Source organism: Mesorhizobium sp. C395A (assembly GCF_030323205.1).
In the GTDB taxonomy this organism is placed as follows: domain Bacteria; phylum Pseudomonadota; class Alphaproteobacteria; order Rhizobiales; family Rhizobiaceae; genus Mesorhizobium.
Map to the genome: position 1 here is coordinate 3,838,082 of NZ_CP100473.1, position 22,505 is coordinate 3,860,586.

Genomic DNA, 22,505 nt, shown 5'->3' on the forward strand with positions numbered 1-22,505 from the left:
CTTGGCGCCGGCGCTGCCTAAAGTTTCGTCCACGCCCCGTTCTTCTTCGACGACTTCACGCAGGCCTCGATGAACGCCATGCCTTCGACGCCGTCCTGGATGGTCGGGAACACCACGTCCTTGCCCGGCTTGCCGCCCTTCTTGCGTGCCGCGCGGATCGCCCGCGCCGCCTCCTGGTAGATGTTTGCGAAGCCTTCGAGATAGCCTTCCGGATGGCCAGACGGAACGCGGCTGACGCGTCCCGCAACCGGCAGCGCGCCGGCGCCGTTGCGGGTGAGCAGCTGCTTGGGCTGGCCAAACGGCGTGTACCAGAGATAGTTCGGATCCGCCTGCACCCATTCCAGCCCGCCTTTAGAGCCATAGATGCGCAGCTTCAGCCCGTTCTCGTGGCCCGGCGCCACCTGGCTCGCCCAGATCATGCCCTTGGCCGGATGCACCTTGCCGACCGGCTTGAAGCGCAGCATGACATTGACATTGTCGTCGAGCAGCCGCCCCGGCACGAAAGCGTCGAGATCGGCCGACAGCGAATCGAGCTCCAGACCCGAGACGAAGCGAGCCAGATTGTAGGCATGCGTGCCGATGTCGCCGAGCGCGCCGCCCGCGCCCGCCTGCTTGGGGTCGGAGCGCCACGCCGCCTGCTTCTGGCCGGTGGCGGCAAGATCTTCGGTCAGCCAGTCCTGCGGGTACTCGGACTGCACGATGCGGATGTCGCCAAGCTGGCCCTTGGCCACCATCTCGCGCGCCTGCCGGATCATCGGATAGGCAGTGTAATTGTGCGTCAGCACGAACACCTTGCCGGTCTTTTCAACCACGGCCGCGAGCTTCTTGGCCTCGGCCAAAGTCGTCGCCAGCGGCTTGTCGCAGATGACGTGGATGCCGGCCTCGAGAAACGCTTTGGCCGCCGGCACGTGGACATTGTTGGGGGTGACGATCGCCACCGCTTCGATGCCGTCCGGGCGCGTGGCCTCGGCCTTGGCCATCTCGGCATAGGAGGCGTAGCTGCGCGCCGGGTCGAGACCGAGTTCGGCGGCGGAAGCCTTGGCGCGCTCGGGATTGGCCGACAGGGCGCCGGCCACCAGCACGAAGTCATTGTCCATGCGCGCCGCGATCCGGTGCACCGCGCCGATGAAGGCGCCTTGGCCGCCGCCGACCATACCATAGCGGATCGGGCCGCCTCCCGCTTCCGACTTCGATGCGCCGACCATGTCTTTCTCCTGCTTGTCTCAAATACCCATCATGGCGCGCAGCATCTTCTTGTCGGTGGTGCCGCCGGCGAAATCATCAAAGGCCTTTTCCGTCACCCTTATGATGTGATGCTGGATGAAGGGCGCGCCTTCGGCCGCGCCGTCCTCCGGATGCTTGAGGCAACACTCCCACTCCAGCACCGCCCAGGAATCGTAGCCATACTGGGTAAGCTTGGAGAAGATGCCGCCGAAATCGACCTGCCCGTCGCCAAGCGAGCGGAATCGCCCCGCGCGATTGGTCCAGCTCTGATAGCCGGAATAGACGCCTTGCCGCCCCGTCGGATTGAACTCGGCATCCTTGGCATGGAAGGCCTTGATCCGCTCGTGATAGATGTCGATGAATTCGAGATAGTCGAGCTGCTGCAAAAGGAAATGCGACGGGTCGTAGTTGATGTTGCAGCGCTTGTGACCGCCAACCGCATCGAGGAACATCTCGAAGGTGGCGCCGTCGAAGATGTCCTCGCCAGGATGGATCTCGTAGCCGACATCGACGCCGTTTTCGTCATAGACATCGAGGATCGGCTTCCAGCGTGTGCCGAGTTCGGCGAAGGCCTCCTCGATCAGCCCGGCCGGCCGCTGTGGCCAGGGATAGAGGTACGGGAAGGCTAGGGCGCCGGAAAACGTCACCGAGGCTTTCAGGCCAAGATTCTTCGAGGCCTTGGCGCCGAACTCCATCTGTTCGACCGCCCATTTCTGCCTGGCCTTGGGGTTGTTGTGCACCGCAGGCGGTGCAAAGCCGTCGAACTGGGCATCATAGGCCGGGTGCACCGCCACCAGCTGCCCTTGAAGATGCGTCGACAGCTCGGTGATCTCGACGCCGGCATCAGTGCAGACGCCTTTCACCTCGTCGCAATAGGTCTTGGAAGACGCCGCCTTCTTGAGGTCGAACAGGCGTGCATCCCAGGTCGGGATCTGCACGCCCTTGTAACCGAGACCGGCCGCCCATTTGGTGATCGAGGCCAGCGAATTGAACGGCGCGGTATCCCCCGCGAACTGCGCCAGAAACAGCCCCGGACCCTTCATTGTCGACGGCATCGGCATCCTCCCAATTCATTTTTCCAAGGACCAAGCATAGCGCCTGATGAAAGCAGGGCCAGCCTCTTTGGTCTCTTGTGATGTGCATTCTCGTATCGGCATTCTGGTATTACCAAATACCGGAAATGGGTCAAGCCATTTGACTCACGCGCAAAGCTGCCGGGGCATTCCATTTTTGGCGATATATACCAGCATAATCAATACGGTACACAGATGCCGATATCGCATCGCGGCGGTTCTTGCCGCGCGACAAAAATTGCTGTAGACCTCCATTAGGGCCCAATTGGTCGAACCAGTTGCGCAAAAACGCTGGAGCGCCTTGGGGAGGAAACACGCGACGCGCCTTGTGGGGCGCATCGCAGGCGAACTGGCACAGACGAATTCTGGGAAGGATAGACCATGCATCTTTCGACGCACAACTGGATGCGCGCGGAACCGTTGGAGGTGACGCTGAAGCGCATCAAGAAATTCGGCTACGAGTCGATCGAGATTTCCGGCGAGCCCGAGCAATACAAGACCAAGGAGACCCGCGCGCTGCTGAAAGAATACGGCATCCGCTGCTGGGGGTCGGTGACGCTGATGCTGGGCGAACGCAACCTTGCCGCCAAGGACCAGGGCCAGCGCGAACGCTCGGTGCAGTACGTCAAGGACGTGCTGACCATGGTCAGCGAACTTGATGGCGAGATCATAACGCTGGTGCCCGCGACCGTCGGCAAAGTGGTGCCGGACGGCACCGAGGAAGAGGAATGGAAGTGGGTGGTCGACGCCACCCGCGAATGCTTCACCCATGCCAAGAAGGTCGGCGTCAAGATCGCGGTCGAGCCGCTCAACCGCTTCGAGACCTATCTGTTCAACCGCGGCGCGCAGGCGTTGGCCCTGGCCGATGCGGTCAGCCCCGAATGCGGCGTCTGCCTCGACGCCTATCACATCCATATGGAAGAATTTAACGTCCATGACGCGATCCGTCAGGTCGGCAAACGGCTGTTCGACTTCCACGTCGCCGACAACAACCGCTTTGCCGCCGGCCTTGGCCAGATCGATTGGCCACGGATCGTGCAGACGCTGAAGGAAGTCGGCTATGACGGCGCGCTGACCAACGAATTCGTCGCGCCCGTCGACCGCACACCCGCCGCGCCCTATCCCGACATGGTCGACCGGAATCCGGTCGACATTTCTCCCGAACAGCTGAAGTTCATCCAGGATCACGGCTCCAGCGTGCTGACGGAGAAATTCTACACCGACCAGATGCGCATCACGGCCGAAACGCTGCTGCCGCTGATCAAGTAGCCGATCGGGATGCGCATCAAAACGGTCCAGGCGTGGTGGGTCCGCGTGCCGATTGAGGCCGCGAAGCAGCACCGCAGCGACTTTGGCCAGGTGACGACGTTCGACGCCGCCATCCTGCGCATTGAGACTGACGACGGGCTGATCGGCTGGGGCGAGGGCAAGAACGCCGCCGGCAGCGCCGGCAGCTATGGTGCGCTGGTCTACATGCTGAATCAGGAGGTCGGGCCGCAGCTGATCGGCCGCGACCCCGCCGACATCGGCATGATCTGGGAGATGCTCTACAACGGCGTGCGCCATGACAGTGCCGCGCGCGCCGGCCATGCCATGCCGCAGCTGGCGCGGCGCGGCATGAGCATTGCGGCAATCAGCGCCGTCGATATCGCGCTCTGGGATATTCTGGGCAAGTCGTTGGGACAGCCTGTGTGGCGGCTCATCGGCGGCCGCAAGCTCGACCGCATGCCGGCCTACGCCTCCGGCGGCTGGGCTGCCGCCGACGCTATCGGCGAGCAGCTCAAATCCTACATCGCCAAAGGCGGCTTCAAGGCGCTGAAGATGCGCGTCGGCGCGATGGACGGCGCCCCGCACATTTCCGCCGCCCGCGTCCGCGCCGCACGGCAGGCGCTCGGTCCTGACGTCGAGTTGATGGTCGACGCGCATGGCACCTATACGGTGGCCGAGGCCAAGCGCTTCATCAGCTTGGCCAGCGATCTCGACCTCGCCTGGTTCGAGGAGCCTGTTATCGCCGACGACAAGGCTGGTATGGCCGAGGTGCGCGCCTCGGGCTCGATCCCGATCGCCACCGGCGAAAGCGAAGCGACGCGCTACGCCTTCCGCGATCTCGCGGTGCTGAAATCCGCCGACATCTTCCAGCCGGATCCGGCCTTTTGCGGCGGTATCAGCGAGGCGATGAAGATCGGCACCATCGCCAGTGCCTTCAATCTGCGCTTTGCCCCGCATCTGTGGGCCGGCGCGCCATGCTTCTTCGCCGGCCTGCATGTTTGTGCGGCCTCGCCTGCCAGTTTTATCGTTGAATATTCGCTCGGCGCCAACCCGATGATCCACGAACTTATCGAAGAGACTGTCGAAGCAAGGGACGGTATGATAGCGATCCCTGAAAAGCCGGGTCTGGGATTCACCATTTCGGAGCGGTTCCTGGAGGCGCACGCGCAACGCGGTTGACGATGAAAGAAAAGAACCTTCTCGCCGAACTCGCCGCCTATCTGTTCGCCCATTCGGACAAGGAGAGCGGCCGCACGCCCTCGGAGCGCGAGCTGGCGGAGCATTTCGGTGTCAGCCGCGGCCAGATCCGCGAGGCGCTGGCCATTCTGGAGGCCATGCGCATCGTCGAGCGCCGCGCCAAATCCGGCATCTATGTCGACACCAGGCAGGCCAGTGTAGAAGCCTTGGCTCTTTTCGCCCGCGCGGGCCTGCCGCTCGATCCGGTGCAGATCTACGAGACCGTCGAACTGCGCAAGATCCACGAGATCAAGGCCGCCGAACTTGCCTGTTCGCGTGCCACCGAAGAGAATTTCGAACGCCTGCGGGAGATCCTGAAAGCCTCGGAGGAGTGCATCGCCGCCGGCGAAGGCCTCGCCAAGGAAGACCGCGAATTCCACCTCGAAATCGTGCGGGCGACCAAGAACGGCGTCTTCCACAATATCTGCAGTGTCTATTACCTGATGGGCGAGCAGCGGCTGCCGATCTACTTCAACGATCCCGAGCGCTCAGTGCGCTCGCATGCCGAGCATATCCAGATCTACGAGGCGCTGCTGCGTCGCGACGGCAATCTCGCCCAGGCGCTGATGAGCGCCCACCTGCAAGGCGCGGAAAGCTACTGGAAGGGGATCATCGAAGGCCGGGAGGCGCAAGCGCAAAGCCTGGCACTTGAGAAGGTCTAGTGCAATTCCAGGAAAGGTGTGAAACGGTTTTTCTGGGAAAAGCGCGCGGCGCTTTCCTTTGAGAATTGCGACTAGCGAGAGCCCCATGCCCAGAATCCTGTCGACGCACACGCTGCACCCGCGTGCCTCCGCCATGCTGGCGGGCGCCGGCGAACTCGTCGTCGCCTCAGCGCTCGATGCGGCAACGCTGACCGCCGAGGCGAAGCATGCCGACGTCATCATCGTTCGCGCACCGCTGCCGCCGTCGCTGTTCGAAAACGCCACGAAACTCAGAGCAGCGGTCCGCCACGGTGCCGGGCTCGACATGGTGCCCATGGAGGCCGCGGCCGCGGCCGGCGTGCTGGTCGCCAACGTGCCGGCGGTCAATGCGCGTTCGGTCGCCGAATATGTGATGTTCGCGGCCCTTGCCCTGCTTCGGCGCTTCCGTTCGGTCGACCGCGACTTGCGCGCCAAGGGCTGGAATGCCGGGCGCGACCACGCCAGCCATGCCAGCGAACTTGCCGGCAAGACCATCGGCATCATCGGCTTCGGCGCCATCGGTCAGGCGGTCGCCCATATCGCCGCGCACGGCTTCGGCCTCGACGTCGTGGCGACGACCCGCAGCATGCAGCCGGCGCCCGACAGGATCGGCTTCCTGTCGATCGATGCGCTGGTCGAACAGAGCGACATCATCGTGCTCTGCTGCCCGCTGACGCCGGAAACGCGCGGACTGATCAGCCGCGAACGCATTGCCCGCATGAAGCCGGAAGCGCTTTTGATCAACATTTCGCGCGGGCCGGTGATCGATGACGAGGCGCTGATCGAGGCCTTGCGCCAAGACCGGATCGGCGGCGCCGCACTCGACGTCTTTGCCACGCAGCCGCTGCCGGCAAACCATCCCTATTTCGGTTTCGACAATGTTATCATCACCCCGCATATGGCGGGGATTACCGAGCAATCGATGATGCGCATGGGCGTGGGCGCGGCCGGCGAGACCTTGCTGGTGCTGGCCAACCGGCTGCCTGTCAATCTGCGCAATCCCGACGTGGTCGAGCATTACCGCAGACGGTTTCCTGCCGACTGACGTTTCTGCAAGCCGCCTCAATTTTCGCGGATTTGGCGTCGACCTTCGCCGATATGGTCAAGAGCGTCGTGAGAGTTCTTCTTCTTCTGATTGCCGGTACAAGCGTAGGGGCAGCCAAGGCTCAGGCCGAAAGCAGCTACGTGCCTTGCGACAACGGCCTGCGCTGCGTGATGGCGCCCTGCCCTTCTACCAGCGCGCTCGACCTCGCCACCGGAAAGGTCGTCAAGGGTGTGTGGGTCGACATCGACGGCTTGCCGCAGCAGGACAAGGCGCTTGACCTTTCCGACAAGCTCTATGCCGGCAAGCTCGTTGTCACAGGAACAATCGAGAACCGGCCACACAGCTTCAACGGCAAGCAGCACGACGTGCCGACATTGTTCGCGACGGGCATCCTGCGCACCGCCAAGGACAGCGAACGCAAGCACTGCTCGTCGGGTTGACTATTACCGACCAAGCAGCCGCTCGATTTCAGCCGCGATGCGCAGCAGATGGTGGTCATGGCCATTGCGCGCCACCAGCATCAGCCCGGCCGGCAGCGTCATGCCGGGCATCGGCAGCGAGATCGCGCAGAGGTCGAACTGGTTGGCGACCTGGGTGTTGCGCAGCAGCAGACCTTCAGTGCGTTCACGCAGAGCCGTATCCTCGGCCATCGAAACGATAGTCGGCGCTGTCACCGGCGTGGTCGGCAGAGCCAGCACATCGACCGAACCCAACCGCTCGTCCATGGCTATGCACAGTGCCGCGCGACGACGCATTGCCCTGATATAAACCGGCGTCGGTATGGCCGCCGCCCGCGACAGCGGCCCGCTGACATGGGGATCGACCGGCACTGATGCGCCCGTCGCCAGCCAGTCGGCATGGATTTCAGCACCTTCCATGGCCGCGATCGAGCCGCGTTTGGTGGCCAGGCGCAGATCGGCAATGAGGTCGTCGATCGAAATGTCCGTGAGCCACGCGCCTGCCTGCTCGATCCCGGCAAGGCTGCGATCGAACGCGGCGGCAATCTCCGTTTCCGTGTCTTCGAAAAGCAGGCCGCGCGGAATGCCGACACGAAGCCCGGCAAGCGCTAACGGCAGGTGCAGTTGCGGCATCTGCTCGCCCGTCATCGCGGCGTCAGCCAGGGCACACGCAGCAACACTCAGCGCCAGCGGCCCGATCGAATCCAGCGTCGCAGAAAGGGGATAGGCTCCAGTCAGCGGCACGCGCCGCGCCGTCGGCTTGAAACCGACGACGCCGTTCAGCGATGCCGGGATGCGCACCGAACCGCCGGTGTCGGAGCCGATGGAAATGTCGCTCGTCCCCTCGCCAACGGACACGGCGGCGCCCGACGACGAACCGCCCGGAATGCGGCTTGTGTCGGCGGCATTGCCCGGTGTGCCGTAGTGCATGTTGTCGCCGATGGCGGTGAAGGCGAATTCGGTCATGTTGGTCTTGCCGATGATGACGGCGCCGGCCTGGCGCAGACGGTTGACGACCGCAGCGTCGTGCCGACGGGGCGCGGTGTCCCTCAACATCAGCGAACCGGCCGTGGTCGATTCACCGGCGACATCGAACAGATCCTTGATCGAGATGATGGCGCCGTCGAGCGGCCCGAGCGATATGCCGGCCTTCTTGCGCGCATCGGTGGCCTCGGCCGCTGCGCGCGCCGCCTCGGCATAGAGTTTGGTGAACACCTTCTCGCCTGCCGCGCAATTGGCAAGACGTGACAGGATGATCTCGAGACGATCGCGGATTGATTGCATGTCGATGTCGGATTCCGTCAAGGTGGAGCGTCTTTAAGGCATATGGGCCGCTAGGTCAGCGGAAGGAATAACCCGGACAGCGTGCCTTTGCACCTGCCAGCGATAGGAAGAGACTGATGCTGTACAAGGGCAGCTGCCACTGCGGCAAGGTAGCGTTCGAATTCAAAGCCGAACTGACCGGCGCCGTGCGGTGCAATTGTTCGATGTGCAGGCGCAAGGGCGTGCTGTTATGCGCCATCCCGCATGACAGCCTGAAGGTGCTCGCATGGGGCGATGATCTCGGCACCTATACGTTCAACAATCACGTATTGGCGCATCGCTTCTGCCGGACCTGCGGCATCCATCCCTTCGCCGAGGATGTCAGTCAGAGCAACGAACGCAGCGCCTACGTCAACCTTAACTGCGTTGCGGATATTGATGCTGCCGGTCTGTCGATTTTCGACTTCGATGGCCGCTCGGTCTAAGCTTACCGGTAACCCGCGGCATCGGCAGGTTTGCCGGCGTCCTGTACCTCCGGAACATAGCGCCAGGCGTCCGGGCGTGAGCCGTCGAGATCGGTAAACCATAAATCTGCGCCAACCCACCGCTGGACAGCGACTGGCCGTTCCAGCGCGCACGATCCGGATCCGCCGCAAGCGACGCGACCGCGCGGCCGACAAAGCGCGGCGTTTCGGAAATGACGAAATGCGGCACGTTGGCGGTGGCGTCGCGCCAATTGTCTTCGGTGACGCCAAACGCCTCCAGCATCATTTCGGAACGCAGCCAGCCGGGCGTCAGCGACACCGAGGTGGCGCCATGCGCAGCAAGATCTTTGGCGTGTGCCCATGCCATGCGGTTCACCGCGACCTTGGCGAGATCGTAGAACGGCGACAGCCGATAGTGATCGGCATTGTACTCGGCGGTGCCGTCAGTGACCTCGACCAGCAGCCCGCCCGGCCGCTCGATCATCAGCGGCAGCGCATGATGCGCGGTGATCAGATGCGTGTCGATGCCGAGCCGCAACAGGCGCAGGCCGTTTTCCAGATTGTGGTCCCAGACCGGCTTATTCCACTCGAACAGCTTTTCGCCGCCCCAGATATCGTTGACCAGAATGTCGAGCCGACCCTGTTCGGCCCGGATGCGCTCGACCAGACTGCGCACATCATCAGTCACCATATGATCGACTTGCACGGCAATGCCCTTGCCGCCGTGCGAACAAACCAGCTCCGCCGTCTCCTCGATGGTTTCGGGCCGGGCATAGTCGGATTGCTGGCTGCGTGTGGTGCGCCCGGTTACATAGACGGTGGCGCCGGCGGCGCCGAGTTCAACCGCGATCCCCCGCCCGGCACCACGCGTGGCGCCGGCGACCAGGGCGACCTTTCCTTGCAACGTCATGGTAGTCTCCCAACCGAATCTATCGACCAAACCGATCTGGCTTACGTCGCTCGCATTATATATAAATGATTATTCGGTTATAGTGAGATGTCAAGGTGACGCGACCAAAAACCAAATCCGACGAGCAGGTGCTGGAAGCCGCGTTGGGATTGATTCACGAACATGGGCCCGAGGCGCTCACCTTCGAGCGGCTGGCAAAGGCGTGCGGCCTCTCTGGCGCAACACTGGTGCAGCGTTTCGGCAACAAGGCGCAGCTGAAGCAGCGCACCTTGCTGCAAGCGTGGGATGGCCTCGATGCCAAGACGAGGGAACTCGCAGCCACCGTTCCCAAAACGCCGGCCGGCGCGATCGAATTGCTGGTGGGGCTGTCGCAGGGCTATGGCGGCATCGAAGCCTACGCCGAGGGCCTGCTCGTCCTGCGCGAGGATCTGCGCGACCCCGTGCTCAGGGCGCGAGGCGCCGCCTGGAAAGCGTTCCTGAGCGAGGCCCTTGCGGCTTGCTTGGCCGGAACGCCAGACACCCCGCGCGACATCGGCCTGCTGATGGCATCGCATTGGCAGGGCTCACTGCTGTGGTGGAGTTTTGACCCGACGATCGAGGTGGCCACCTATGTCGAGGAAAGCCTCAAGTGCTTCGTTGCAGCCATTACCAAAACAGCGGCCCGAAAACGTGATGGGCCGCTGCGCAAGCTGGGAGTGGATGTAGTCTAAATTAGCTGGCGTGCCGCAAGCTCACGCCGCTGCCCTTGTCGAACAGCACCACCTTGTCCTGATTCCAGGCAAAGCGCACCGGCTGCTCGATCTGGACATCGGTTCTGGCCGGCACCGTGGCGCGTAGCGTCGTGTCGCCGACCCGCAGAGTCAGGATCTTTTCCACGCCATGGTTCTCGACATCGTGGACGCGTGCCTCGACCGGCGCACCGCTTTCAAGATACACATCCTCAGGTCGAATACCGAAGACGAGCGGGCGACCGTCGGTCGCACCGCCCGCCTTGGCACCCCCAGAGAAAGGCAGTTCGAAATTCAGCGGCGCCATCACCGCGCGGCCGTTGACCAGCTTGCCATCGATCAGGTTCATCGGCGGCGAGCCGACGAAGCTCGCCACATAGGTATCGCGCGGATTGTTATAGATCTCGTACGGCGTGCCGGTCTGGATGATGCGGCCATGGTTGAGCACGCCCACCTTGTCGCCCATCGACATCGCCTCGATCTGGTCGTGGGTGACGAACAGGAAGGTGGCGCCAAGCTGGATCTGCAGGTTCTTCAGTTCCGTGCGCAGCGCCTCGCGCAGTTTGGCGTCGAGCGCCGACAGCGGTTCGTCCATCAGGAACACGCGCGGCTTGCGCACGATGGCGCGCCCGATAGAGACGCGCTGCATTTCGCCGCCTGAAAGGCGGTCAGTCTTGCGGTCGAGCAGATGCTCGATCCGCAGTGTCTTGGCCGCCCGCGCAACACGGTCCTTGATCTCGGCATCCGGCAGCCGACGTATCTTCGGCTTCAGCGGAAATTCGAGATTTTCGCGGACCGTATAGCGCGGATAGAGCGAATATTGCTGCAGCACGAGCGCCACGTCGCGCTCGGCCGCACCCCAGTCGGCGACGTCGACGCCGTCGATCAACACCTGACCCTCGGTCGGCTTTTCGAGACCCGCGATCATGCGCAGCGTCGTCGTCTTGCCGGCGCCGGTCTCGCCGAGCAGCACGAAGAACTCGCCATCGGCGATCTCGAGATCGAGCCCGGCCAGTGCGGTGTGGTTGCCGAAGCTCTTGGAAATATTCTTGAGCTGGATATGAGCCATCAGAGCCTCACCTCAAGCGACTTGCCGCTTGCCGTGTCGAAGAAATGTGCTTGCGTCGGATCGATCCTGGCGAAGACCTTTTCGCCCGGGCCGCCGACGAAGCCGCTCTTGGTGCGCGCGCGCAGCATCTTGGAGCCGACCTTGAGATCGACAATGTCGAACGAGCCGAGCGGCTCGACGATCTGTGTCTCGACCGGCAAGAAACCCTCCGCCGCTTCATGGCGCACCAGCACGCCTTCGGGCCGGATGCCGAGCGCCAGCTGGCCGCCGGCATGGCCGTTGAGCTTGGACAAAAGCGTGCGCGGAAATTCGAAGCCGGCGGCAGCGCCACCGACGGTGACCGAGGCCGCCGATGCGGTCTCGGCGATCGCCGCATCGGCGACGTTCATCACCGGGCTGCCGACGAACTGCGCCACGAACAGATTGGCCGGATGCGAATAGACCTCGTCGGGCGAACCGACCTGCTGCAGCACGCCCTCATGCATGATCACGATGCGGTCGGCGAGGCTCATCGCCTCGATCTGGTCGTGCGTGACATAGATGGTGGTCGAGCCCTGTTTGATGTGCAGCCGCTTGATCTCGGCCCGCATCTCTTCGCGCAGCTTGGCGTCGAGGGCGCCGATCGGCTCGTCCATCAGCATCGCCTTCGGCCGCCGCACCAGAGCCCGGCCGATGGCCACACGCTGCATGTCGCCGCCCGACAGCGCCGACGGCTTCTTGGCCAGCAGTTCCGTGATCTGCAGCGTCTTGGCGACCGAGCGCACCTCGCTATCGATCTCGGCCTTGCTCTTGCGCGTCGCGCGCAAGGGAAAAGCAATGTTCTCATAGACGCTCATATGCGGGTAGAGCGAGAACGACTGGAACACCATGGCGATGTCGCGGTCGGCGGCCTTGAGGTGTTGCACCGGCTTGCCGTCGATGAGGATGTCACCGCCGTCGATCGTCTCCAGCCCGGCAACCGCCCTCAATGTCGTCGTCTTGCCGCAACCCGACTGACCGAGCAGCACGATGAACTCGTTGTCGTCGATCTTGAGGTTGAGGTCCTTGATGACCTGGACCGCACCGAAGAATTTCTGGACGCCGCGAAGCTCAATCTGGGTCAATGCTCTGCTCCCGGATTGCGCACCTGGCCGGTACCGGCCTTCTCCGCCGGCGCGATCTTCGAGGTGATGTTGAAGCCGATCAAGCCGATCAGGATGATGGTCACGCCATAGCTGTGCAGCAGCAGGTTCCACGGCTGGCAAAGCGCGATGATGCCGAGGACCATCAGCACCTGAGACCCCGGTTCGAGATATTTCTGGTTGATGGCTCGAAAGCTCATTTGCGGATCGCTCCGAAGGACATGCCGCGCAGCAAATGGTTGCGGAGCAGGAAGGTGAAGATTGCGACCGGCAGCAGGAACAGGAAGGTTCCGGCGGCGATCACCGTCCAGTCGGGCAGGCCGGCGCCGACCTGGCTGGGGATGAAGGGCGGCGCCGTCTGGGCGCGGCGGTTGGTCATGATCAGCGCGAAGGCATACTCGTTCCACGCCGTGATGAAGCAGAAAACCGCGGTCGCGGCGATGCCGGTGGCGGCCTCCGGCAGCACGATCTTGAAGAAGGCTTCCATGCGGGTGTAGCCGTCGACCAGCGCTGCCTCTTCATACTCCTTCGGGATCTCGTCCATGAACCCCTTCATCAGCCACACCGAAAAGGACAGGTTGAAGGCGGTATAAAGGATGATCAGCCCGATATGGGAATCGTTGAGGCCGACGGCCCGGTACATCAGGAACATCGGGATCGCGACCACCACCGGCGGCAGCATGCGCGTCGACAGGATGAAGAAGAGCAGATCCGCCTCCCCCTTCACCTTGAAGCGCGAGAAGCCGTAGGCGGTGAAGGTACCCATGCCGACAGCCAGCACCGTCGAGGTGATGGCGATGATCAGCGAGTTCATGAAGCGGCTCGGATAGCCGGACCATTGCACCTGGCCCTTGCCGTCGCGCACGATCTTTTCACCGCCGTCAAACACGACACGTTCCCACCAGGGTGCCGCCGCATACTCTTCCGGCGACGGCGGGTTGCGCATCTGCGAGCGCTTGGTGAACAGCTTGACGAACGGCGATATCTCGGGCTGGAACACCACCGTCGGCGGGATGGTCGTGGCAAGATTGCGCGGCTTGAACGCCGTCGAGGCGATCCAGTAGATCGGCGCCAGGAAGATGATCGTCACCAAAAGGACGGCGACGATGGCGACGCGATTGAAGCCTATTTCGGAAGAAGTGCGGACGGCGGCCATCTCAGCGCTCCTTCACCTTGTTGAGGTACTTGACGTAGATGTTGGTGATGGCCAGCACCATGATCAGCACGATGTAGGCGAGCGCGCAGGAGCGCCCGGTCTGCCATTCCTGGAACGCCATCTTGTACAGCCGGATAGAGATCAGCTCGGCCGTCGGCTGGCTGGTCAGGATATAGGCGAGGTCGAAGGTCTTGAACGCTTCCATGGTGCGGAAGATGACCGCGATCATCAGGATCGGCGCGACCAGCGGCAGCGTGATGCGGAAGAAGGTGTAGAACGGTCCGGCGCGGTCGATCGCCGCTGCTTCGTAGAGATGCTTCGGCACCGCCGAAAGGCCGGCCAGCGACAACAGCATGACGAAGGGCGACCACATCCAGATGTCGGTCAGCGCAACCGCATAGAGCGCCATCTTGGGATCGGCCAGCCACTCGAAATTGCCGAGGCCAAGCGCATAGTTGATGACCCCCCATGACGGATCATAGAGCAGTTTCCAGAACAGACCGACGACGGCCATCGACAGCATCATCGGCAGCAGCAGCAGCGTTGTGATGAGACCCTTGAGGGGAATATCCCGGTTGAGCAGCATGGCCACGCCGAAGCCGACGAGCAGCTGACCCGCGACCGAGATGATGACGTACTTCGCGGTGATGGCGAAGTTGGACCAGACATAGGGATCGTTGAGCAGATCGCGATAATTCTGCAGCCCGACGAAATTCGCCGGCGCGTTGGTCGACGCGCGGAAATCGGTGAAGGAATAGCCCAGCGAATAGATCAGTGGGAAAATATTGAAGACGATCAGGAACAGGATCGTCGGGATTATGAAGAGGTTGCGGATCGACATGTCGCTCAAGCCGCGTGCAGCGGCCCGCGAGGAAGTGTCCAGCGTGGTGATCATCGTGGTCGCCAAGACCCTGCTCCCGTTTCGGAAAAAAAGAACGGAGGAGGCACGGATGCCTCCTCCGCGAGAAAAGCTGCTTATTGGCCGCGGCCGTATTTCTTGAACGTCGCGTTCCAGTCGCCTGCGAGCGCGTCCAGCGTTTCCTTGGCGGTGCCTTCGCCGCCGATCATGTAGGGATAGACGCGCTGGTTGAGCTGCTGCAGCAGCTCGGCATATTCCGGCACCGCCCAGAAGTCCTTCACCTTGAACATGGTCTCGTAGAAGGCCTTGTTGTACGGCGTGGCGTTCTGGAATTCGTCCGACTTGAGCACGGCGGCGCTGCAGGTGTAGCCGCCGAGCGCCGCCCACTTCTTCTGGGTCTCGTCCTTGATGAACCATTCAAGGAACTTCGTCGCCTCTTCCTGCTTCTTGGAGTAGGAGACGATGGAGATGCCCTGACCGCCGAGTGCGGCGAACTGATCGCCGTTCGGGCCTGGAGGATTGGCGAAGAAGCCGGTGTTCTTGGCGTTCGGGTTCGACGCCTCGTTGATCAGCGAGGGGAAGAACGCGAAGTAGTTCATGCTCATCGCGGCCAGGTTTTCGGTGATCGCCTGGTTGTCCTCGACGAAGAACGACTTGGCCCAGCCCGGAGGCGTGAACGTGTAGAGTTCCTTGTAGGCGTCGAGTGCGGCGATTGCCTTGTCGGAGTTGATGAAACCGTCGACCTTGTAGGTCTTGTAGTCACCCAGTTCGCCGCCGAAGGAGAACAGCGCGTTTTCGAAGCCCATCGCCATCGCGTCATAGGAATTGTCGGTGTAGATGGCGATGCCGTATCGCTTCTGATCCGGCCGATAGAAGAACTCCGCGATGTCGCGCAGCGCCTTGAAATCCTTCGGCACGTCGAGATCGTAGCCGTATTTGGCCTTGAAGGCTTCCTTTTCCTTCGGGTCCTCGAACCAGTCCTTGCGATAGGACCAGCCGACAGCGTCGCCTTCGAGCGGGATCGCCCAGTACTTGCTGCTGCCGCCCGGATACTCGGCGTAATATTTCACCGTTGCCGGCGCCATCACTTCGCCAAGCTTGTGCTTGTTGAAGAAGTCGGTCAGGTCGACATAGTGGCCGCCGGTCGAGCCGGCGCCGAGCCATTGCGAGTCGCCGACGACCATATCATAGGCGTCGCCATGGGCGTTGAACTCGGTGAAAGCCTTGGTCTGGAAGTCGGACCAGGGCGTGGTTTCCACCGTGATCTTGACGCCGGTTTCCTTCTCGTACTCGTTGCCGAGTTCCTGCAGGTAGTTGGCCGGATCCCATTCCGCCCAAAAGATGGTGAGCTCCTTGTCCTGCGCGTAGACGGACGTTCCGCAGGCAAGTACTAAGCCGATACCAGCAAGCAGGCTGGTCATTGTCTTGCGCATAATGATTTCCTCCCTTGTGCGCATTCTACCTTGTCATGAGAGCCGGCGGTGAAGCCGGCCCTGGTAGTTCCTCCCGAGATCGCACCTTTCCGGTTCCAAGCCTCCTCGCTTTGCCGGAAAATGGATCGCAGCTCTCACTTTCGATCCGCTTTTTCTGTCCTGATCTGGTATTACCAATTTTGGATAGCCGTCAAGCTCTTTCTTGGACCACCACCGGACCTTGTATAACCGGATTCTTCATGTATCCGGCTGTTTTCCCTTAATTTTCCTACTCGTTGATATAGGAGAGCCTTGTATCGGCACTGCCATCCCGGTTAACGTCAATAGTGGGCATCCAAATCTGGTCGAACCAGATTGGCGCTATTTCGCCAATGCCGCTGTCGGGGCCGCATCGATTTCAGCCGTTGATTCCGCCACCGCGGCGCGCACAAGGGCGCCCGCCGCCCATTGCGCGACCGACCGCATGCCGCGGCTATCGAGCCCCCAAATATCCTTCAGCACGATCAGCACTTCGACGCCGAACATCATCGACAGCGCCTGCGCCAGGCGCTTGAACTCGCGCGGCGGCAGCCGGCCCTTGAGCGGTGCGATGGCATCCTTCAGCAGCTGGACGCGATGTCCGCGCGTGAATTGCGGCTCGCCGCCCAGCGTGCCCGCCTGCCGCTGCGCCCATTGGTTGAGCGACAGTTTCAGCGCTGCCTTGAAAGTTGCCTCGAAAGCTTCGATGCGCGGCATGGCGGTATCGAACAATTCGGCAACGCGCCGCCCGGCATCGGTGGACGTCGATTGCCAGGTCAGGATCGGCCCAAGCCCCTCGTCAACCACCGCCTGCACCAGGGCTGCCTGGCTGGGGAAATAGCGATAGGCGGTGGCGCGCGACACTTGCGCCGCCTCCGCGACTTCGCTGACCGACGGGGTGACGCCCGCCTGCATCAGCCGCGTCGCCGTCTTCAGCATCAGCCGTTTTGTGCGGGCTCGTGGGCCGCGTTCGGCAGCCTCGTTGGCGTCGTCGCTCCCAGCGGCTTGTTGACGTGAGACATCCATGTCAATACGATACGCGCGTCTCAAAAAATTTCAATGACCTTTGCCCACCGAAAGGCCGGCAAAGGGCGACAGGCGGTCCGGCGCCGGTCGGCCGGTGACGGGAGAAACGCGATGAAGCGCATCTACGTGGTGGGCACAGCCGACACCAAGGGCGAGGAACTTGCCTTCCTGGCCGATGCTATTGCCGCCACCGGCAGTTCGGTTGCCCGCGTCGACATCGGAACGCGCGGTGCCACGGTGCCGGTCGATATCCCGGCCAGCGAGGTCGCGGCGCATCATCCAGATGGAGCCAGTGGCGTGCTCGGCATCGATGATCGCGGCACGGCAGTGGCCCGCATGAGCGCCGCTTTCACAAGTTTCATTCGGTCGCGCGGCGACATATCGGGCGTGATCGGCATTGGCGGCGGTGGCGGCACGTCGATCATCACTGCCGGCATGCGCGCGCTGCCGCTTGGGCTGCCCAAGATCATGGTCTCGACGCTCGCCTCCGGCGACACCGCGGCCTATGTCGACGTCTCCGACATCATCATGATGCCATCGGTCACCGATATGGCGGGACTGAACCGGCTCTCCCGCACGGTGCTGCACAACGCGGCGCAAGCGATCGCCGGCATGGCCGCAAAGCCGGCGCCGACTGCCACCGGCAAGCCGGCACTCGGGCTCACCATGTTCGGCGTCACCACGCCTTGCGTGACCGCCATCGCGGATCAGTTGCGCGCCAACTATGACTGCATGGTTTTCCACGCCACCGGCACCGGCGGCCGCTCGATGGAGAAGCTCGCGGACTCGGGCCTGCTCGCCGGCGTCATCGACATCACCACGACGGAAGTCTGCGACCTGCTGCTCGGCGGCGTGCTGCCTGCGACGGAAGACCGCTTCGGCGCTATCGCCCGCACCGGGCTGCCCTATGTCGGCTCGGTCGGCGCGCTGGACATGGTCAATTTCTGGGCGCCGCCGACCATTCCCGAGAAGTTTAGGGGCCGGCTGTTTTACGAGCACAATCCCAACGTCACACTGATGCGCACCACGGCGGACGAATGCCGCAGCATCGGCGAATGGATCGGCGGTCGGCTCTCCAGCTGCGGCGGTCCCGTACATTTCCTGATACCGGAAAAAGGTGTCTCGGCACTCGATATCGAGGGCGGCGCCTTCTTCGACGCCGAAGCCGACGCCGTGCTGTTCGATGCCGTCGAGCGTACCATTAGGCCGAGCGCCACGCGCCGCGTCACACGCCTGCCGTTGCACATCAACGATCCGGAATTTGCCAAAGCCGCAACCGCGGCCTTCCTCGACATCGCCAGATAGTGAGAGCCAACAAATGCCCGCAATACCGCGCAAAGACATATTGAAGAAGTTCAAGGCGATGATCGCCGACGGCGTGCCCATCGTTGGGGGCGGCGCCGGCACCGGCCTGTCGGCCAAGGCCGAGGAAGCCGGCGGCATCGACCTCATCATCATCTACAATTCCGGCCGCTACCGCATGGCCGGGCGCGGCTCGGCTGCCGGCCTGCTCGCCTATGGCAACGCCAATGAGATCGTCAAGGAAATGGCCTATGAGGTGCTGCCGGTGGTCAAAAAGACGCCGGTGCTGGCCGGTGTCAACGGCACCGATCCCTTCGTCATCATGCCGTTGCTGCTTGCCGAGCTGAAGACGATGGGCTTTTCAGGCGTGCAGAATTTCCCGACCATCGGCCTGTTCGATGGCAGCATGCGCCAGAGTTTTGAGGAAACCGGCATGGGCTTCGGGCTGGAGGTCGACATGATCGCCGAGGCGCACAAGCTCGATCTTCTGACCACGCCCTATGTCTTCAACCCCGACGAGGCGCGCGCCATGACAAAAGCCGGCGCCGACATCGTCGTTGCCCATATGGGGGTGACGACCGGCGGCTCGATCGGAGCCACGTCGGCCAAGTCGCTCGACGACTGCGTGGTCGAGATCGACGCCATCGCCAACGCGGCGCGCTCGGTGCGCAAGGATGTCATCCTGCTTTGCCATGGCGGGCCGATCTCGATGCCGGATGATGCCCGCTACATCCTCGACCGCTGCAAGGGCCTGCACGGCTTTTATGGCGCGAGTTCGATGGAACGGCTGCCGGCTGAAGCCGCGATCGCCAGGCAGACGGCGGATTTCAAGGCCGTCATGCTGCACGACCAGAAGAAAAAGAAGGGATGAGATCATGACCGACAAGAGCAAGGTATTCGTATACCCGAAGGACGTGAGCGCCTTCGGCTTTGACTGGGGCAAGCTGTCGCTGACGGTGGCGCCTGAAGTGAATGGCGCTGAGCGCTTTTCCGGCGGTGTCGTCGACCTGCCCTCAGGCAAGGGACACACGCGCCACAACCATCCCGGCGCGGAAGAGATCATCTTCGTTATTTCGGGCAATGGCGAGCAGATGGTCGAGGACGAGGAGGGCAATCCGGTCGTCGCCAAGGTCGGCCCCGGCTGCACCATCTATGTGCCGGAAAGCCGTTTCCATTCGACACTGAACACGGGCGATGGGCCGATGCAGCTCTTCGTTGTCTATTCGCCGGCTGGACCCGAACTGGTGCTGCGGGAGTTGCCGGACTTCAGGTTGATCCCGGCGGGGAAATGATGATTTCTTCCAGGGGTAGCGCCGCCCCTCATTGTCTTGCCGGACATTTCTCCCCGTATAGTGACGGGGAGAAAGATGCTTTTGTCCGAACCGGATAGATAGGTAACAGAATGGACCGATAGCATGGGTGACAGTTTTCTTGTCCGCCGGAGGACCGGCGATGGTTTGGCGAGAGACTGGCATCATGGACGAGCGGCTACGGTTTGTTGTGGAGTGTCTTTCTGGGGATGAGACGATGGTTGCGCTTTGTGCGGCCTACGGGATCTCACGCAAGAACGGCTACAAATGGCTAGGACGCTATCGGACGTTTGGGCCTGAGGGTTTGCACGACCTGCCGCGAGCCCCGCTCAATCATGGCCGGGCGACAGCTCAGGACCTGGTTGAGCGGATTGTGGCGGCCAAGGAGCTGCATCCGCTTTGGGGTCCAAAGAAGATCGTGGCACGGCTCAGGCGCACGGCTCCCGAGTTCATGTGGCCTTCAGCCTCGACGGTCGGCGCGATCCTTGCGCGGCATGGGCTTGTCCGCGCCCGCAAGCGACCCCGCCTGCGGGCCTGCGGCAATGGACCCTGGCCACAGCCGCAAGAACCGAACGCGGTGTGGACTGGCGATCACAAGGGCTGGTTCCGGACCCGCGACGGCTGGCGTTGCGAACCCTTGACGGTGATGGATGCGTCGAGCCGCTATCTTCTGGCGCTCGAAGCGACGGGGTCGACGGCCGATAGCGAAGCCTGGCCGGTGTTCGAACGGCTGTTTGAAGAGCATGGCCTGCCGGATCGCTTCAGAAGCGACAATGGCCCGCCCTTCGCATCGGCCGGCGTCACCGGGCTGACGCCGCTTGTCGTGCGGTTCATCAAGCTCGGCATCACCTTGGAGCGGATCGCACCCGGCAGGCCACAGCAGAACGGACGTCACGAGCGCTTTCACCTGACCATGCTGCCGATGGCCGAGGCACCGGAAGCCGACCGAACGGCACAGGGCCAGGCCTTCGAGACCTTCCGCCACAGCTACAATGAGGAACGTCCCCATGAGGCGCTGGGCATGGATACGCCCGCCCAGCACTACCGGTCCTCACAGCGCGCCATGCCCAGGACACCACCCGAGCCCGTCTATCCGGCCGAGGCCTCGGTCCGCCGCGTGCGCCACAATGGCGAGATCCGATGGAATGGCGGCTTCATATATGTCTCGCAAGCGCTGGCGGGCGAACCGGTCGCTGCGTTGGAGACCGAAGACGGACAATGGACACTCTCATTCCATGCCCACCCGCTCGGCATCATCGACACACGGCACATGAAGCTTGTCCGCCGCAGCGCCGCGCCAACCAATCCGCTTGGCGCTGCGGCGGACGCATAGGGGGAGAGAAGTGTCACCTATGTATCCGGTTCAAAGTGTTACCCATGTATCGGCTGGACACTTTCATCGGCGATTTCGCCAATCGCCCGAGCTGCCTTCTTCTCCCCGTTCTACGGGGAGAAGGTGCCGGCAGGCGGATGAGGGGCGGCGCCGGCCTTCGTTCTATAAAGCCCCACCTCTATTCCAGCCCCGCGCCCGATCCCCAAACATCACATATCCCGTATCCGTCACCGCCAACGTGTCCTCCAACTTGATGAACCCCCGCGTCGGGTGAAGCATGGTCGTCTCCACCGACAGCACCATGTTTGTCTCGAGCGGCTTGGCGGCATAGGTGCCTTCATAGGTCACCGGATGGTTGGTCATCAGGAACGGAGCCTCATGCGTGATCAGCCCCATGCCGTGGGCGAAGAAATCCGTGTAGGGCGCGACCTTGGAGGCCTTCAGCACGCCCTCGGCATGCGAAATCATATCGCCGCCGACGGTGCCTGCGCTCACCTTCGAGAACGCCGCCTGCTGCACTGTCTCGACCTCGGCCAACAGATCTTCCAGTTCGGCATCCGGTTCGCCCAGAATGCCCATGCGGCAGAGATCGCCAATATAGCCGTGATAATTGCCGCCGGAATCGATCGACAGCACTTCGCCCTTTTTCCAAGCCTGCAGTGACGCCGCGCGGTTGTGGCTGGCGCCCAACGTCAGCAGGCAATATTCGAAATGCGCGCCGCGATTGGTTTCCTCACGCCGCAGCTGCTCGATGATCTCCGCCTTGGTCGTGCCTTCATGCGCCCACTGGATGGTCGCCAGCATGGAATCCGTGATTAGCTCGGAGGCAATACGCAGCTTTTCCAGCTCGGCGTCCGTCTTGATGGCGCGCATGCTCTCCAGCATGCCGGTCGCGTCGATCAGCCTGGCATCCGGTAACGCCCTGCGGATCAGCGCATAGGCGTCCGACGGCAGGAAGGCCGGCTCGATGCCGATGCGGGCGCCTGCCTTGCCGATCTTGCTGATGTGCTCAACCGCAAGATTGGCAGCATCGAGCGTGCCCCAGCAGGCGGCATGCAGCGTCGGCGTCCAGAATGGGTTGTTCTGGTGCTCGGCGCCTTCCATGCGGTTGCCGATATAGGCGGCATGATCGGGCCCGCCCTTTTCATAGAGGACGATAGGCAGGTAACGGCTATGGCCGATCGCATCCATGGCGGCAAAGAAGATGAACTTGTAGCCGCCAAGCAGATACTGCGTGTTGTGCTTGGAGGTCGCGAGCAGAACATCGATGCCGGCCTCTTCCATCAGCCGGTCGACCCTCGCCTGATCGAACGGGATATTGCTGACGGCGCTCTTGCCCGGGGCGATGTTCATCTTTCTCTCCCTGATATCAGTGGGATCGCCGGCCGTACTGCGTCCAATCCCTTGGCTTCGATCAAATCTGCACCATTTCGTTAACTCTGGTCCAGCCAGAAACAGGTTAGATTGCTTCGGCAGGCTGTCACCACTCGTCATTGCTGCACACTAA

At 62.5% G+C, this 22,505-nt stretch carries 22 protein-coding genes and 1 pseudogene; 11 read left to right on the top strand and 12 right to left on the bottom strand.

Features of this window, described 5'->3' with window-relative positions; genetic code table 11:
• Window positions 1-17: 17 nt before the first annotated feature.
• Both NLY37_RS18765 and NLY37_RS18770 read right to left on the bottom strand, forming a co-directional pair.
• Window positions 18-1,205 carry a Gfo/Idh/MocA family protein gene (locus NLY37_RS18765; RefSeq protein ID WP_023740804.1) on the bottom strand — a complete coding sequence of 396 codons (1,188 nt, stop codon included), beginning with the start codon at window positions 1,203-1,205 and terminating at the stop codon, window positions 18-20.
• A gap of 18 nt (window positions 1,206-1,223) precedes the next feature.
• Window positions 1,224-2,279: a sugar phosphate isomerase/epimerase family protein gene (locus NLY37_RS18770; RefSeq protein ID WP_023740803.1), complete on the bottom strand. Its 1,056-nt coding sequence runs from the start codon at window positions 2,277-2,279 to the stop codon at window positions 1,224-1,226.
• 399 nt (window positions 2,280-2,678) lie between these two features.
• On the opposite strand from NLY37_RS18770, the gene NLY37_RS18775 reads away from it, so the two are divergent.
• The 5 genes from NLY37_RS18775 (at window position 2,679) to NLY37_RS18795 (ending at window position 6,967) form a co-directional block, all read left to right on the top strand.
• Window positions 2,679-3,566 (top strand): sugar phosphate isomerase/epimerase family protein, encoded by an 888-nt coding sequence (locus tag NLY37_RS18775; protein WP_023740802.1) that lies wholly within the window; start codon window positions 2,679-2,681, stop codon window positions 3,564-3,566.
• A 9-nt stretch (window positions 3,567-3,575) separates the two neighbouring features.
• Window positions 3,576-4,745: a mandelate racemase/muconate lactonizing enzyme family protein gene (locus NLY37_RS18780; protein WP_023740801.1), complete on the top strand. Its 1,170-nt coding sequence runs from the start codon at window positions 3,576-3,578 to the stop codon at window positions 4,743-4,745.
• Window positions 4,746-4,747: 2 nt separating this feature from the next.
• On the top strand, window positions 4,748-5,464 hold the full coding sequence (locus NLY37_RS18785; protein WP_023740800.1) for a FadR/GntR family transcriptional regulator: 717 nt from the start codon (window positions 4,748-4,750) through the stop codon (window positions 5,462-5,464).
• 85 nt (window positions 5,465-5,549) lie between these two features.
• A complete protein-coding gene (locus tag NLY37_RS18790; protein ID WP_023740799.1) occupies window positions 5,550-6,527 on the top strand; it encodes an NAD(P)-dependent oxidoreductase in 978 nt (325 codons plus the stop codon).
• Window positions 6,528-6,595: 68 nt separating this feature from the next.
• Window positions 6,596-6,967, top strand: coding sequence for a PQQ-binding-like beta-propeller repeat protein (locus NLY37_RS18795; RefSeq protein WP_245270769.1), 372 nt, complete (start codon window positions 6,596-6,598; stop codon window positions 6,965-6,967).
• Window positions 6,968-6,970: 3 nt separating this feature from the next.
• On the opposite strand, the gene NLY37_RS18800 is transcribed toward NLY37_RS18795, so the two are convergent.
• Window positions 6,971-8,269, bottom strand: coding sequence for an amidase (locus tag NLY37_RS18800; protein WP_023740797.1), 1,299 nt, complete (start codon window positions 8,267-8,269; stop codon window positions 6,971-6,973).
• A gap of 116 nt (window positions 8,270-8,385) precedes the next feature.
• On the opposite strand from NLY37_RS18800, the gene NLY37_RS18805 reads away from it, so the two are divergent.
• Window positions 8,386-8,733, top strand: a complete 348-nt coding sequence (locus NLY37_RS18805) for a GFA family protein (protein WP_023740796.1) — start codon at window positions 8,386-8,388, stop codon at window positions 8,731-8,733.
• A 2-nt stretch (window positions 8,734-8,735) separates the two neighbouring features.
• On the opposite strand, the pseudogene NLY37_RS18810 reads toward NLY37_RS18805, so the two are convergent.
• A pseudogene (locus NLY37_RS18810) lies at window positions 8,736-9,643 on the bottom strand (SDR family oxidoreductase).
• A 95-nt stretch (window positions 9,644-9,738) separates the two neighbouring features.
• Here NLY37_RS18810 and NLY37_RS18815 point away from each other — a divergent pair.
• On the top strand, window positions 9,739-10,353 hold the full coding sequence (locus NLY37_RS18815; protein ID WP_023740795.1) for a TetR/AcrR family transcriptional regulator: 615 nt from the start codon (window positions 9,739-9,741) through the stop codon (window positions 10,351-10,353).
• Between the two features lies 1 nt (window position 10,354).
• Here NLY37_RS18815 and NLY37_RS18820 read toward each other — a convergent pair whose 3' ends face one another.
• The 7 genes from NLY37_RS18820 to NLY37_RS18850 all read right to left on the bottom strand — a co-directional run bounded on the left by NLY37_RS18820 (window position 10,355) and on the right by NLY37_RS18850 (window position 17,053).
• Entirely contained in the window at window positions 10,355-11,440 is a 1,086-nt protein-coding gene (locus NLY37_RS18820) for an ABC transporter ATP-binding protein (RefSeq protein ID WP_023740794.1), read from the bottom strand.
• Window positions 11,440-12,543, bottom strand: a complete 1,104-nt coding sequence (locus tag NLY37_RS18825; RefSeq protein ID WP_023683000.1) for an ABC transporter ATP-binding protein — start codon at window positions 12,541-12,543, stop codon at window positions 11,440-11,442. Before NLY37_RS18825 ends, NLY37_RS18820 begins: the two co-directional genes overlap by 1 nt.
• Entirely contained in the window at window positions 12,540-12,761 is a 222-nt protein-coding gene (locus NLY37_RS18830) for a hypothetical protein (protein ID WP_023669846.1), read from the bottom strand. Before NLY37_RS18830 ends, NLY37_RS18825 begins: the two co-directional genes overlap by 4 nt.
• Window positions 12,758-13,717: a carbohydrate ABC transporter permease gene (locus NLY37_RS18835; RefSeq protein ID WP_023682998.1), complete on the bottom strand. Its 960-nt coding sequence runs from the start codon at window positions 13,715-13,717 to the stop codon at window positions 12,758-12,760. The genes NLY37_RS18830 and NLY37_RS18835 overlap by 4 nt, the downstream gene beginning before the upstream one ends.
• A 1-nt stretch (window position 13,718) precedes the next feature.
• Window positions 13,719-14,624 (bottom strand): carbohydrate ABC transporter permease, encoded by a 906-nt coding sequence (locus tag NLY37_RS18840; RefSeq protein ID WP_023682997.1) that lies wholly within the window; start codon window positions 14,622-14,624, stop codon window positions 13,719-13,721.
• A gap of 68 nt (window positions 14,625-14,692) precedes the next feature.
• Window positions 14,693-16,009 (bottom strand): ABC transporter substrate-binding protein, encoded by a 1,317-nt coding sequence (locus NLY37_RS18845; protein WP_023682996.1) that lies wholly within the window; start codon window positions 16,007-16,009, stop codon window positions 14,693-14,695.
• Between the two features lie 360 nt (window positions 16,010-16,369).
• Window positions 16,370-17,053, bottom strand: a complete 684-nt coding sequence (locus tag NLY37_RS18850; RefSeq protein WP_023740793.1) for a TetR/AcrR family transcriptional regulator — start codon at window positions 17,051-17,053, stop codon at window positions 16,370-16,372.
• Window positions 17,054-17,164: 111 nt separating this feature from the next.
• On the opposite strand from NLY37_RS18850, the gene NLY37_RS18855 reads away from it, so the two are divergent.
• The 4 genes from NLY37_RS18855 to NLY37_RS18870 all read left to right on the top strand — a co-directional run bounded on the left by NLY37_RS18855 (window position 17,165) and on the right by NLY37_RS18870 (window position 20,998).
• The gene (locus tag NLY37_RS18855; protein WP_023740792.1) at window positions 17,165-18,358 is read left to right on the top strand and encodes a Tm-1-like ATP-binding domain-containing protein; all 1,194 of its coding nucleotides are present in this window, start codon (window positions 17,165-17,167) and stop codon (window positions 18,356-18,358) included.
• 13 nt (window positions 18,359-18,371) lie between these two features.
• The gene (locus NLY37_RS18860) at window positions 18,372-19,226 is read left to right on the top strand and encodes a phosphoenolpyruvate hydrolase family protein (RefSeq protein ID WP_023669852.1); all 855 of its coding nucleotides are present in this window, start codon (window positions 18,372-18,374) and stop codon (window positions 19,224-19,226) included.
• A 4-nt stretch (window positions 19,227-19,230) separates the two neighbouring features.
• Window positions 19,231-19,647, top strand: a complete 417-nt coding sequence (locus tag NLY37_RS18865; RefSeq protein ID WP_023669853.1) for a cupin domain-containing protein — start codon at window positions 19,231-19,233, stop codon at window positions 19,645-19,647.
• Between the two features lie 160 nt (window positions 19,648-19,807).
• Window positions 19,808-20,998 (top strand): integrase core domain-containing protein, encoded by a 1,191-nt coding sequence (locus NLY37_RS18870; protein ID WP_023826017.1) that lies wholly within the window; start codon window positions 19,808-19,810, stop codon window positions 20,996-20,998.
• Window positions 20,999-21,160: 162 nt separating this feature from the next.
• Here NLY37_RS18870 and NLY37_RS18875 read toward each other — a convergent pair whose 3' ends face one another.
• Complete coding sequence (locus tag NLY37_RS18875) at window positions 21,161-22,351, bottom strand: M24 family metallopeptidase (RefSeq protein ID WP_286440122.1); 1,191 nt, start codon at window positions 22,349-22,351, stop codon at window positions 21,161-21,163.
• Window positions 22,352-22,505 lie beyond the last annotated feature (154 nt).